The following is a 12,927-nucleotide window of genomic DNA, read 5'->3' on the forward strand; positions in this document are numbered from 1 at the left end:
CCAAACCGTGGGGTTCCCTGCCGCTGGGCCCTTGCCCCCGTTTTTGTTTTTGGGGCAACCCCCCCCTCCGGCCTTTGGGGTGCCCCCCCCGGTGGGCCCCACCCCACAACTGCCAGCTACTTCGGGGAGTCCAGGTCCCCGGTGATGTAGCGCTGGATGGTCGGTGCCACCCAGTGGACCACCTCGTCCTGGCTGGCGGAGGCCAAGGGCTCTAGCCGGATTACGTACCGGGCAAGGATGAGGCCCACCGTCTGGGACGCCACCAGGTTGCCACGCAGTAGTACCTCGTCGCCGCTGCCGGGCACGCCCGCCATGACCCGGGACAGGATGGCCCTCGAGACGACTTCGCGCATCATCCCGCTCTTCGCCTTTGACCCGATGGTGCCTCGGGCGAACGCCACCAAACCGTGCTGCGCCGGACTCTCCCACAAGCGCAGGACAGCACGGACAATGGCTTCGGCCCTCACCGACGGATCCATGGTTTCGACGCCGGCCAGGACCTCCGCAGGGTCGGCAGGCAACTCGACGCTTGCGGCAAACAGATCGTCCTTGCCCTGGAAGAAATGGTGCACCATGGCTGGGTCCACTGAAGCCTCCCGGGCCACCTGCCGGAGGCTTGTCCCTTCGAACCCCTGCTCGGCGAACAACCTCCGGGCGGACACGAGGATGGCCTCCCGGGAATGGTCACGTGCGCTCCTGCGGCCCCGCCGCAGCGGCTCCAGGCTCACCGGGTTTGCCGCCGCAGGGTCAGGGAGGCCAGGACAAGGACCCCCACTACGATCCCGCCCATAGTCAGCGTGTTCTGCCACAAGGCCGCCGTCGCAGTGGCGTTGCCGGCGATTTCCTTCAAGGCCTCCACGGAGAACGTCAGGGGCAGGACGCCCGAGATCGCGTCGAGGACATCGTTCATGTCGTCCCTGGCAACGAACAGCCCGCACAACAGGATCTGCGGCACCACCACCACGGGCATGAACTGCACTGCCTGGAACTCTGTGCGGGCAAAGGCCGAGCACAGGAGCCCCAGGGCGACGCCCAGAACTGCGTTGATGACGGCGATCATCATGACAAGTCCGGGAGCTCCCTCGATGTCGAGGTCAAATATCCAGTACGCCACTGCGGTGGCCACCAAGGACTGCAGGGCCGCCATGATGGAGAAGGCCAGGGCGTAGCCGAACAGCAGGTCGGCTTTGTGGATGGGCGTTGTCAGGAGGCGTTCGAGCGTCCCGGAGGTTCGCTCCCGCAGCATGGTGATGGAGGTGACCAGGAACATCACCACGAAGGGGAAAATGGCCAGCATCATCAGGCCGACCCTGTCGAAGGTGCGGGGAAAACCTGGCGGCAATGTCTCGTTCTCGAAGAGGAAATAGACGGCTGCGAGCAGCAGTGCCGGGACCACGAGGATCAGCGCCACGCTACGGTGGTCGTGCCGCAATTGCTCCAGGACCCGGGTGGCGGTGGCCAGTGTCATTCGGAGGTTCATGATGCCACCGGGCTTTCGGCGTCGCCGCGATCGGCGGCTTTGATGATGGTCAGGAAGGCCCGCTCCAGATCGTCGCTGCGTCCGCGTTCTGCGAGTTCCGCGGGGGAGAGCTGTGCCAGCAACAGCCCGTCCCGCAGAAGCAGCAGCGAAGAACAATGTGACGCTTCCTCCATGACATGGCTTGAAACCAGGAGGGTCGTTCCAGCAGCCGCCATCGCGGCGAACCTGTCCCACAGTTCGGCGCGCAGTACGGGATCGAGTCCCACAGTGGGTTCGTCCAGGACCAGCAGTTGTGGACGGGCCACCAGCGCACAGGCCAAGGAGACCCGGCTGAATTGCCCACCTGAAAGGTCGGCTGCCTTCTGTCTGGCGAACGCTTTAAGCCCGACGGCGTCAATCGCCTCCGCTGTGTCCGCCGCCGTCGCGCCGTGCATGGCGCCGAAGTAGCGTACGTTTGCTTCGACGCTGAGGTCCGGGTAGACGCTGGCACCCTGGGTGACGTATCCGACGTCGTGCCGTAGCGGGGCGCTGCCAGCTGGCTTGCCCAGGACGTTGATGGTTCCTTGGGTGATCCGCTGGACGCCTACTACGGCACGCATGAGCGTTGTCTTACCGCTTCCTGATGGCCCCAGCAGCCCTGTGATCCGGCCGGCGTCCACGGTGAAGTCCAAGCCTCGAAGGATCGTGCTCCGTCCGCGGGAAATGTGAAGTCCGGTGGCCTCGATGGCCTTTGAAGGAAGGGACATATCGGCCTCCGAGGGCTCCAATAATTCACCAAGTGATGAATTAAAAATAGGACTGCCGACGGGGCCGGTCAAGGGCGCAGCGCAAATTTAGCGGGCGGCAAATCCTTGAAAACGTGTCTGCTATCACATAGGTTCTTCCCAAGCCGTGTCGTTGGGGCGCGGGTGGTTTAGGGGGAATCATGAGTACGTCCTTGATGGGTGCCAACCGCATCCGAACCATCCGTGAGCTCGGCAGTCACCATCGCTTCCCAGTCGCAGGCTGTCCCGTTCGGCTGGAGGGAACGGGGAACTAGTCCTCGGACAGAGTCTGCGGCCGGCCGGCCGCTGAGCCACGCCATCGCAGGATGACCAGCCCGTAGCGGCCAGGGGCTTCCGGACGCGACGGCGTGGCTCTTCTCTGTGGGAGCGGCTGTTGGAGTGGGTCCGTTCGAGCCGCATGGCCGCCAGCCGGTAGATTAGTAGACAGTTGTTTTAGCCACATCTGCCATAGAAACGGATACGTACCCGTGGTCCTTCGCCTTTCCCAGTTGTTCCTGCGCACCCTGCGTGAAGATCCCGTCGACGCCGAGGTCGCCAGCCACAAGCTCCTGGTGCGCGCCGGCTACATCCGCCGGGCAGCGCCCGGCATCTACACATGGCTCCCGCTGGGACTGAGCGTCCTTCGCAAGGTCGAGGAAATCATCCGCCAGGAAATGTCCGCCATCGGGGCCCAGGAAGTCCACTTCCCGGCTCTTCTTCCCCGCGAACCCTACGAGGCCACCAACCGCTGGACCGAGTACGGCGAAGGCCTGTTCCGCCTCCAAGACCGCAAGGGTGCAGATTACCTCCTTGCACCCACCCACGAGGAAATGTTCACGCTCCTGGTCAAGGACCTGTACTCGTCGTACAAGGACCTGCCGCTGAGCCTGTACCAGATCCAGAACAAGTACCGCGACGAAGCCCGTCCCCGGGCGGGTCTCCTCCGTGGCCGTGAGTTCATCATGAAGGATTCCTACTCCTTCGACGTTGATGACGCCGGACTGGACGCCAGCTACGCCGCCCACCGCGGTGCCTACCTGAGGATCTTCGAACGCCTGGGCTTGGAAGTGATTCCCGTGGCCGCGACTGCGGGCGCCATGGGCGGGTCCAAGAGCGAGGAATTCTTGTTCCCCACGGACATCGGCGAGGACACATTTGTCCGGTCTGCCGGTGGCTACTACGCCAACGTGGAAGCGGTCACCACGGTTGTTCCGGCGGACATCGACTACGCGAATGCACCGGCAGCCCAGGTACTGGACACGCCGAACACACCCACGATCGACACCTTGGTGGACGCCGCCAACCAGCTGGCTGCCCGCAGCGAGTCCGACGGCGGCGCCTGGACTGGCGCCGATACCCTCAAGAACGTGGTGCTCGCCGTAACGCTGCCCACCGGTGAGCGCCAGATCGTAGTCATTGGCGTGCCGGGCGATCGCGCCGTGGACCTCAAGCGCGTGGAAGCCAACATCGGCTCCCACCTGCCGATCGCCGGTGAAATCGGCCTCGAAGCTGCCAACGAAGAGGACCTCAAGAAGCTGCCGTGGCTGGTCAAGGGCTACATCGGCCCCGGACTGTCGCTGGACCAGCCTGTCCTTGGGCTCGAAGGATCATCCAAGCTCCTCTTCCTTGTGGATCCCCGGGTCGTTTCCGGTACCACATGGGTCACCGGCGCCAACGCTGAGGGCAAGCACGTCTTCGGGCTGGTCGCGGGCCGCGACTTCACGTGGGACGGCGTCATCGAGAGCACCGAAGTACGTGCGGGCGATCCCGCGCCGGACGGCTCCGGACCTCTCGAAACCGCACGTGGCATCGAAATGGGCCACATCTTCCAGCTGGGCCGCAAATACGCGGAAGCCTTGGACTTGAAGGTGCTGGACCAGAACGGCAAGCAGGTAGTGGTCACCATGGGCTCCTACGGTGTGGGCGTTACGCGCGCTGTCGCGGCCTTGGCCGAAGCCAACCACGATGACCGTGGCCTGGTGTGGCCCCGCACGGTTGCCCCGGCAGACGTGCATGTGGTGGCGGTGGGGCGTGGAGACGAGATTTTCGAGGCCGCCGAGAAACTGTCTGCGGAACTTGAGGCTGCCGGTCTCGATGTCATCTTCGATGACCGCCCCAAGGTCTCGCCCGGCGTCAAGTTCGGCGACGCTGAGCTCCTTGGCGTCCCCACCATCCTGGCCGTTGGCCGCGGACTCGTGGACGGCGTCGTTGAAATCAAGGACCGCCGTAGCGGTGAAGCCGAGAACATCGCGGTGGACAAGGCTGTCGATTACGTGGTCAACGCCGTCCGTAGCCGGTGATTTCCGGCTTCGAATCGATCCAGCTCACCACGCTCATCCTGATTGTGGTGACTGGGTTCGCAGCCGGTTGGGTTGACGCCGTGGTGGGGGGCGGGGGACTGATCCAGCTCCCCGCCCTGCTGCTGGTTCCGGGCATCACGCCCGTCCAGGCATTGGCCACCAACAAAATGGGTTCCATTTTTGGCACCACAACCAGCGCTGTCACGTACTACCGCCGGGTGGGGCCGGATCTCAAGACGGCCATTCCCATGGCGGTCATTGCACTGGCAGGGAGCTTCTGCGGAGCGATCCTGGCGGCTTCCCTCCCGGCGAGCGTCTTCAAACCGATCATCGTCGTGGCCTTGATTGCTGTCGCCGTTTTCACTGCCCTGCGGCCCAATGCCGGTGAGCTGACGGCCCTGCGTCATGACGGCCATAAGCACTACATAGTGGCGTGCCTCATTGGCGCGGTCATCGGCTTCTACGACGGACTCATTGGACCGGGGACGGGCTCGTTCCTGATCATCGCGTTGGTCTCTGCGATGGGCTACGCCTTCCTGGAGGCCAGCGCCAAGGCCAAGATCGTCAATATGGCTACGAACGCCGGCGCGTTGCTGTTCTTCCTTCCCCACGGATCTTTGCTGTGGGGAGTAGGACTGGTCCTGGGCGCAGCCAATATGGCCGGGGGCTACCTGGGCGCCAGAACTGCTGTGTCCAAGGGGAGCCGGTTCGTCCGCATCGTTTTCCTGATCGTGGTGGCTGCCCTGATCATCAAGCTCAGCGTGGACGTCTGGAACGACAACTTCGCTGCGTAGGACAGACTTGCGGGCAAAGCCCGGCTGCTGTTACGCCGCATCGCCGGGATCGGGGAGTTCGTGCGCCGGCGGGAGCCCGTCAAGTGTGCTTCCGGCCAGTGTGCTGGCAACCCAGAGGGAACGGGCGAGGTCCCCGCTGTGTCCGGGTTTTCCGGCATACCAGAGCGCGTTGTCCACTTCACGGGCAATGCTCCATTGCCGCGCGGCTTCAGGATCCAGATTGGCGGCAAGGCTGAAGTCATGGCAGCGCTCCCGCAGGCCAGCGGCCGGATTGTTCCGCGGCAGTTCCGTGATGCGGTTCCACAGAATCGGTGCAACGGCGAACTCGGCCTCTCCAATCTGGGGTTGGGGGTCAATGGCCAGGTAGCGGCCGCGTAGTGCTTGATCCTCACCTGAAGTGGCGAGGATGTTCATGAAATGAAGGTCGGTGTGGACCAGCACGTCCTTGCCGGAGCGGCGTCCTACCGCCCCGCGCGTTTGGCACACTTCCAAGGCAGCCTCAAGCAGCCAACGGGGGAAGGGCCGGTCTTGGCGCTCCCATTCCGCGGGCAGCTCATCGCTCCATCGCTCAGCGGTTGCGGCAACATGCTCGAACCCCCGCCACTCCGGGCGATCGTCGGGAGTGATGGAGAGTTCACGCATGATGGATCCCCACACGTCGCGTGCTTCATCCATAGGGGCATCCTGCAGCCACCGGGACGAGTCCAGGCGTTCCAGGAGCATGGAGCAACTCACGGAATCGGCGGCCAGGAGGCGGACAGCCCCACGGCCGTCCCAGAGTGTGAGGGCGTGCCGTTCAACGAGTGCTTCCTCGTGGGGGAACGCGATCTTCAGGGCGGCTGGACTGCCGTCTCGCAGGACAGGCACCACCAAGGCTCCATGACCGTTCCAGGGCTCCGCACCGGGGGCAAGGTCCACGTAGAGATCCCAGCGCTCCAAGGCTTCTGAAATGAGTCCCGGGAGGCTGGCCAACCAGTCTCGGCCCGCGGAGTCGCGGTTGTAGCGGGCATGAAGGTCGCCCGGAATGGGAATCATCGCGTGAAGGGTCACACGTTCAGCCTAACTCTGCCCCTGCGCTGGTCCCTTGGAAAACGCCGCATGCACCCAGACGGCTTCCCCTGGACAACGTTTGCGGCCAAGGCGAATGCTCCGCCGGTCATCCCGGGCCAACACTGGCAGGCGGCCTTCAGCAGGTGGACCAGGAAGGCCTACCGGGCGCTGGGTGTCGTGCTGGGTGACGGTGCAGGCATCGGCGGCAAAGCGTCGGCGTCGAGTACCAAACCGGGCAGTTCCGGCAGCGCGGCACCCCAGTCCAAGGTCCGTTGGCTCGCGGACAGCAGGCTCCCGATAGCCCAGTCGCGGGTTTCGCCGGTGGAGAGGGCAATGAGGTCGCCGAGAACCGGCAAGGAGTCCTTTTCCAGTGCACCCAAGGAAGCTGCAGGATCCTGTGCGAACTGTGCAGGAAGCCGATAGCCCGCCTCCCTGGTGGGTACGTCGCCGCAGTTCGCGCGAGTCAGCGATTCCGCCTGCAGGAGCAGCTGTTCATGGACCAGCAGGTCCTTCGCTGCAGAGGCCGCGGCGGCATCGCCCAGCCGTTTGAGCGCCACCTGGTAGACGTACACGGTTTCCTGTTCGGAGCGGACCATCGCGGCCAAGGCGGCATCTGTGGTGGCGGACATGGTTTCCGGAGTGGGGCTGACCGAAGGACAAGGGGCCGACGACGGCGTTGCTTCCGGGACTGAAGCGACCGACGACGGCGATTGGATCGGCAGCTGCCACGCCGTGGCCAGCCTCCCGGACTGCAGCAGCTGCGCGGATCCGGCTGCTGCGAGCAGGCGGGCGATCCCGCCGTCGGCCTTCCTGGCGTCGTCCAGGCGTTTCCGGCCGCTCGCCGCCAGATCGGAGACAAGCGAAGCGCGCGTCGTTTTCGCAGCGGGGGTGCGCTCCCCGGAGGAGGACGAAACGGGGCCGGAGGGGGCAGGAGTTGAACCGTCGGGCTCCACGAGGGCTCTTGCATGGGTTGTCAGCAATGTCACAGCTTCTCCGAGGGCCTGTGTGCCGGCGTCCCGGTTGGCGGCTTCTGCCAAAGCGGCAGCGGATTCGTGCAGCAGCAGGGCATCGCCAAGCGCCTCGGCTCGGGCGGTTTCGGAGAAGGGGACTGGTGCGGGATTCGCGGAATCACGCGGAATAAGCACCACTCCGGTTCCGGCTACCAGCAGCGCCACCACGGAAACCAGCAGGACCCTGCCCCATGCTGGTGTTCGCTGTTTTTCGCTTCTCTGCCCGTTCACAACACACCATGGTGTCACGTGGGCGGCGAACTCCGTGCACCAAGTTCCCGTGAAAATCGTTAGGCTAGTAGTCACAACAACATCTATCGGGAGGCGGCGGGCAACGTGAGTGACTCGGAAGCCACGACTTCATCAGACCGTACAGAATCAAACTCAACGGCCACCATCCACAACCCGGAAGAGAGCAGGCTCAAGGCGCTGCTTGAACCGGCTGTCCTTGCCAGCAGGCTTTACCTCGAGGATGTTTCCATCCACGTTGCCGGTTCACACCGCACCGTCCACGTCGTCGTGGACCTTCCGCAGGAGGAGACAGGCGGCGTTAGCCTCGACGCTATCGCGGAGGTCTCGCGGGGACTGTCCGACATCCTGGACAACGATCCCCATGACGACGGCCGTCCCTATGACCTTGAAGTTTCCTCTCCGGGGGTTGGCCGCCCCCTGACTGAACCACGCCACTGGCACCGTGCCCGCGGACGCATGGTCAGGGTCAACGTCATCCAGGGCGATAACCTGCTGGGCCGGATCGCCTCGGTCGATGATGACGCGGTCACGCTCATTCCCGAGCACGAGGTCAAGAAGGGCATGAAGCCCAAGCAAGGCGACCCCATCACTATTCCTTTCGACAGGATCCGCCAAGGAAAAGTCGAGATTGAATTCAGCCACCTCCACGAGGCTGCGCTGGAAGACGAGCACAACGGACCTTCTGAGGAGGCCTAATGGATATTGACATGAGCGCACTGAGACTCCTGGAGCGTGAGCGTGAAATCCCGCTGGATCTCCTGATTCCCACCATCGAGCAAGCTTTGCTGGTGGCCTACCACAAGACGCCCGGCGCCTTCGAGAAGGCCCGGGCAGAGCTGGACCGCAAGAGCGGGCATGTGACCATCTGGGCCACGGAAATCGACGACGACGGCGAACCCATCGGTGAGTTCGAGGACACTCCGGCCGGGTTCGGCCGCATTGCGGCCAGCACGGCACGGCAGATCATCCTTCAACGCCTCCGCGACGTCGAGGACGATAATGTCCTGGGCGAGTTCAAGGGCCGAGAAGGCGAACTGGTTGCCGGCATGATCCAGCAGGGCAACAACCCGCACATGATCCAGGTCAACCTGGGAGCGGTGGAGGCACTTTTGCCGCCGCCCGAGCAGGTTCCCGGTGAAAAGTACATCCACGGAAGCCGCTTGCGTGCATTCGTGGTGGATGTCCACCGCGGGGCCAAGGGACCGTCCATCACGCTGTCCCGATCGCACCCCGGCCTGGTCCGTAAGCTGTTCGAAATGGAAGTTCCCGAGATCGCGGATCATTCCGTCGAGATCGTCGCGTTGGCCCGCGAGGCCGGCCACCGGACCAAGATCGCTGTCAAGGCGAACACCCCGGGCGTTAACGCCAAGGGCGCCTGCATCGGTGAAATGGGTTCGCGTGTCCGTGCAGTCATGACGGAACTCAACGACGAAAAGATTGACATCGTGGACTTCAGCGATGACCCGGCGACCTTCATTGCCAACTCCCTGTCGCCGTCGCGTGTGAATTCAGTCACAATCACTGACGAGGCGACTCGTTCGGCCCGTGTCGTGGTGCCCGATTACCAGCTTTCGCTGGCCATCGGCAAGGAAGGCCAGAATGCGCGGCTCGCGGCCAAGCTGACCGGCTGGCGGATCGATATCGTCTCGGATGCCGCTCCAGCCAAGACTGACTAGGGGTTCAACCGGCGGCTCCGGCCGCCGGTTCCCGGCCGCACTGGCGGCAGACCTGGTTTCGGGAGTCCGGGGCCGGGGGGCTAGACTAGATGGAACCGGGCTTACGTCCGGTATCCGCGCGCTTTGACGTGCCCCAGCTGCATCTGCAGGACCGGGGCTGTCGGGCGCCAGTAGCGTAAGGCAGGTTGGACACATCGTGGCTGAACTGCTTGATCATGGCCATGGGCCTGTTCGCACGTGCATCGGATGCCGGAAGCAAGGCTCCCGGTCCGAGCTTGTCCGGCTGGTCGCCCAAGGCAGCGGTTCGTCCGCTGTCATTGTCGACGTTCGACGCCGGATGGCCGGCAGGGGTGCGTGGCTGCACCCCAGCGAAAAGTGCTTGGCATTGGCGATCAAGCGGCGAGCTTTCGGAAGGGCCCTTGCGGGCGCTACTGAAACAAGCGCCGTGGAACATCACCTGATGCCCGGCACGCCACTTGTGGAGGCCAAGGCCGCCACGGGAAAACCGTCCAAACCTGAAAGCGGGTCAGAAAACTGATGGAAACCCGATGAGTTCCCAGCGATGAGTGCGTAACGATGACAACTTTGTTGCGCTCTGCAATGGGCCTTTCAGCCGCGCATGCGGCAGGGGCCCGCATTAAGAAGTAGACGGTTCGTGCCTGGCTCGGTGCGGACCGAGACAGGAGAAATGTGGCCAAGGTCCGCGTACATGAGCTCGCCAAAGAGCTCGGTATTACTTCCAAAGATGCAGTAACCAAACTGCAGGAATTGGGCGAATTCGTTCGCTCCGCCTCGTCAACCATCGAGGCCCCCGTCGTGAAGAAGCTTCGCGACGCCTACCCGGGTGCCGGCGCTGCAAAGTCCGCCGCGCCCGCAGCCGTTCCCGCGGCATCCCGTCCGGCTGCCCCCGCTGCATCCCGTCCGGCCGCTCCGGCTCCCGGCCCCGCAGCGCCGAAGGCTCCGGCACCTGCAGCCCCCGCTCCGGCAGCTCCGGCTCCCGCAGCACAGGCACCGGCAGCCCCCGCTGCTGCCGCCGCATCCACGCCGGTTTCCGCGAAGCCCGGTGCCCGTCCTGCTCCCAAGGCAGAGACTCCGGCTCCTGCGCGTCAAGGCGGCCAGGCTCCGCGTCCCGGCGGCCCCCGTCCGGGCAACAACCCGTTTGCTACGTCGCAGGGGATGCCCCGCGGCCGTGGTGGCGACGGAGACCGTCCGCCGCGCCCGGGTAACAACCCGTTTGCACCGTCCCAGGGCATGCCCCGAGGCGAACGCCGCAACGACGGCGAACGTCCCGGTGGTCCCCGTCCCGCAGCTGGTGCCGGTGGTCCCCGTCCCGCAGCAGGTACCGGTGGTCCCCGTCCGGGCGCTCCGCGTCCCGGCGCACCCCGTCCGGGCGCTCCGCGTCCCGCCGGTGGTCCCGGTGGCGGAAACCGTCCTACTCCGGGCATGATGCCCAACCGCACTGAGCGTCCTGCTCCGGGTGCTGCAGGCCGTCCCGGTGGCGCAGGCCGTCCCGGCGGCGGACCGGGTCGTCCCGGTGGCGCGCCAGGTGCAGGTACCGGTGGCGGAGCTCCCGCCGGCGGTGGCTTCGGCAAGGGTGGCCGCGGTCGCGGTGGAACCCAGGGTGCCTTCGGCAAGGGCGGCGCCGGTCGTGGCAAGCAGCGCAAGTCGAAGCGTGCAAAGCGCCAGGAACTGGAGCAGATGAGTGCTCCGTCGCTGGGCGGCGTATCAGTACCCCGCGGCGATGGCGAGACCATCATCCGCTTGCGTCGCGGCTCGTCCATCACGGACTTTGCCGAGAAGATCGATGCGAACCCCGCGTCGCTCGTTACCGTGCTGTTCCACCTTGGTGAGATGGCCACGGCTACGCAGTCACTCGACGAAGACACCTTTGGTTTGCTTGGCGCCGAACTTGGCTACAAGCTCCAGGTTGTTTCGCCGGAAGACGAAGAGCGGGAACTGCTCGACCAGTTCGACATCAATATCCAGGACGAACTCGACGCCGAAGGCGATGACGTCCTTGAGCCGCGTCCGCCGGTTGTCACCGTCATGGGTCACGTTGACCACGGTAAGACCCGCCTGCTCGACGCCATCCGCAACTCCAACGTTGTGGCCGGCGAGCACGGTGGTATCACCCAGCACATCGGTGCTTACCAGATCAGCCACGTCCACGAGGACAAGGCCCGCGACATCACCTTCATTGACACCCCCGGTCACGAGGCCTTCACGGCCATGCGTGCACGTGGTGCCAAGGTCACTGACATCGCAATCCTGGTTGTTGCAGCCGACGACGGCGTTATGCCCCAGACGGTGGAAGCACTCAACCACGCACAGGCAGCCAACGTGCCGATCGTGGTCGCAGTGAACAAGATCGACAAGGAAGGCGCCAACCCTGACAAGGTCAAGGGCCAGCTGACCGAGTACGGCCTGGTTCCCGAAGAATACGGTGGCGACACCATGTTCGTTGAGGTCTCTGCACGCCAGAACCTCAACATCGACGAACTGATCGATGCCGTCCTGCTGACGGCGGACGCCGCACTGGATCTGCGCGCCAACCCGGACAAGGACGCTCGAGGCATCGCCATCGAAGCGAACCTGGACAAGGGCCGCGGTTCCGTGGCTACCGTCCTGGTGCAGTCCGGTACCTTGGCCGTGGGCGACACGATCGTGGCCGGTACGGCTCACGGCCGCGTCCGCGCCATGTTCGACGAAAACGGCGAGGCACTCGATGTCGCACTGCCGTCACGTCCGGTCCAGGTCCTCGGCCTGTCCAACGTGCCGCGTGCAGGCGACACCTTCCTGGTGACCCCTGACGAGCGTACGGCCCGCCAGATCGCTGAGAAGCGTGAAGCTGCCGACCGCAACGCCGCACTGGCCAAGCGTCGCAAGCGCATCAGCCTGGAAGACTTCGACCAGGCCGTTGCCGAAGGCAAGATCGATACCCTCAACCTCATCCTCAAGGGTGACGTGTCCGGTGCCGTGGAAGCCCTCGAAGACGCCTTGCTCAAGATCGACGTCGGAGACGACGACGTTCAGCTCCGTGTCATCCACCGCGGTGTGGGTGCCATCACGCAGAACGACGTCAACCTCGCCACGGTGGACAACGCCATCATCATTGGCTTCAACGTCAAGCCTGCTGAGCGCGTTGCTGAACTGGCTGACCGTGAAGGCGTGGACATGCGCTTTTACTCGGTCATCTACGCAGCAATCGATGACATCGAGATGGCCCTCAAGGGCATGCTCAAGCCGGAATACGAGGAAGTCCAGCTCGGTACCGCCGAGGTCCGCGAAGTCTTCCGTTCTTCCAAGTTCGGTAACATCGCCGGCTCGATCGTCCGTTCAGGCATCATCCGCCGTAACACCAAGGCACGTGTCAGCCGCGACGGCAAGGTCATCGGTGACAACCTCACCGTTGAGACGCTCAAGCGCTTCAAGGATGACGCCACCGAAGTCCGTACCGACTTCGAGTGTGGTATCGGTCTTGGCTCCTTCAATGACATCAACGAAGGCGACATCATCGAGACCTTCGAAATGCGCGAAAAGCCGCGCGTCTAGGTTCCGTTTGGAACGGGTCCGTCGGGTCACCCCGGCGGACCCGTTCCGT

General features: G+C 64.4%; 11 protein-coding genes. 6 read left to right on the top strand and 5 right to left on the bottom strand.

What is annotated here, in order from left to right; genetic code table 11:
* Positions 1–116 precede the first annotated feature (116 nt).
* Genes ACFRJ9_RS06250 through ACFRJ9_RS06260 form a run of 3 tightly spaced genes read right to left on the bottom strand, consistent with a single transcriptional unit; the run spans position 117 to position 2,226 of the window.
* The gene (locus ACFRJ9_RS06250) at positions 117–728 is read right to left on the bottom strand and encodes a TetR/AcrR family transcriptional regulator (RefSeq protein WP_377665545.1); all 612 of its coding nucleotides are present in this window, start codon (positions 726–728) and stop codon (positions 117–119) included.
* Positions 725–1,468: an ABC transporter permease gene (locus tag ACFRJ9_RS06255; protein WP_377665547.1), complete on the bottom strand. Its 744-nt coding sequence runs from the start codon at positions 1,466–1,468 to the stop codon at positions 725–727. The genes ACFRJ9_RS06250 and ACFRJ9_RS06255 overlap by 4 nt, the downstream gene beginning before the upstream one ends.
* An 8-nt stretch (positions 1,469–1,476) precedes the next feature.
* Positions 1,477–2,226, bottom strand: a complete 750-nt coding sequence (locus ACFRJ9_RS06260) for an ABC transporter ATP-binding protein (protein WP_377665549.1) — start codon at positions 2,224–2,226, stop codon at positions 1,477–1,479.
* A gap of 506 nt (positions 2,227–2,732) precedes the next feature.
* Between ACFRJ9_RS06260 and ACFRJ9_RS06265 the strand changes: the two genes are divergently transcribed.
* Both ACFRJ9_RS06265 and ACFRJ9_RS06270 read left to right on the top strand, forming a co-directional pair.
* Complete coding sequence (locus ACFRJ9_RS06265) at positions 2,733–4,544, top strand: proline--tRNA ligase (protein WP_377665551.1); 1,812 nt, start codon at positions 2,733–2,735, stop codon at positions 4,542–4,544.
* Entirely contained in the window at positions 4,541–5,338 is a 798-nt protein-coding gene (locus tag ACFRJ9_RS06270) for a sulfite exporter TauE/SafE family protein (RefSeq protein WP_377665553.1), read from the top strand. Before ACFRJ9_RS06265 ends, ACFRJ9_RS06270 begins: the two co-directional genes overlap by 4 nt.
* Positions 5,339–5,368: 30 nt before the next feature.
* Here ACFRJ9_RS06270 and ACFRJ9_RS06275 read toward each other — a convergent pair whose 3' ends face one another.
* Both ACFRJ9_RS06275 and ACFRJ9_RS06280 read right to left on the bottom strand, forming a co-directional pair.
* A complete protein-coding gene (locus ACFRJ9_RS06275) occupies positions 5,369–6,373 on the bottom strand; it encodes an aminoglycoside phosphotransferase family protein (protein WP_377665752.1) in 1,005 nt (334 codons plus the stop codon).
* A 173-nt stretch (positions 6,374–6,546) separates the two neighbouring features.
* Entirely contained in the window at positions 6,547–7,629 is a 1,083-nt protein-coding gene (locus tag ACFRJ9_RS06280) for a DUF4439 domain-containing protein (protein ID WP_377665555.1), read from the bottom strand.
* Between the two features lie 105 nt (positions 7,630–7,734).
* Between ACFRJ9_RS06280 and rimP the strand changes: the two genes are divergently transcribed.
* The 4 genes from rimP (at position 7,735) to infB (ending at position 12,878) form a co-directional block, all read left to right on the top strand.
* A complete protein-coding gene (rimP, locus tag ACFRJ9_RS06285; protein ID WP_377665557.1) occupies positions 7,735–8,346 on the top strand; it encodes a ribosome maturation factor RimP in 612 nt (203 codons plus the stop codon).
* Entirely contained in the window at positions 8,346–9,326 is a 981-nt protein-coding gene (gene nusA, locus ACFRJ9_RS06290; protein ID WP_377665559.1) for a transcription termination factor NusA, read from the top strand. Before rimP ends, nusA begins: the two co-directional genes overlap by 1 nt.
* A gap of 196 nt (positions 9,327–9,522) precedes the next feature.
* A complete protein-coding gene (locus ACFRJ9_RS06295; protein WP_377665561.1) occupies positions 9,523–9,864 on the top strand; it encodes a YlxR family protein in 342 nt (113 codons plus the stop codon).
* 152 nt (positions 9,865–10,016) lie between these two features.
* Entirely contained in the window at positions 10,017–12,878 is a 2,862-nt protein-coding gene (gene infB, locus ACFRJ9_RS06300; protein ID WP_377665563.1) for a translation initiation factor IF-2, read from the top strand.
* Positions 12,879–12,927 lie beyond the last annotated feature (49 nt).

Origin of the sequence: Paenarthrobacter sp. NPDC056912 (assembly GCF_042786555.1) — a bacterium.
GTDB lineage: Bacteria > Actinomycetota > Actinomycetes > Actinomycetales > Micrococcaceae > Arthrobacter.

Excerpts from the sequence above, each read along its gene's own strand:
- ACFRJ9_RS06255 (WP_377665547.1), bottom strand. The coding sequence starts at position 1,468 with ATGACACTGGCCACCGCCACCCGGGTCCTGGAGCAATTGCGGCACGAC.
- ACFRJ9_RS06260 (WP_377665549.1), bottom strand. The coding sequence starts at position 2,226 with ATGTCCCTTCCTTCAAAGGCCATCGAGGCCACCGGACTTCACATTTCC.
- ACFRJ9_RS06275 (WP_377665752.1), bottom strand. The coding sequence starts at position 6,373 with ATGATTCCCATTCCGGGCGACCTTCATGCCCGCTACAACCGCGACTCC.
- nusA (WP_377665559.1), top strand. The coding sequence starts at position 8,346 with ATGGATATTGACATGAGCGCACTGAGACTCCTGGAGCGTGAGCGTGAA.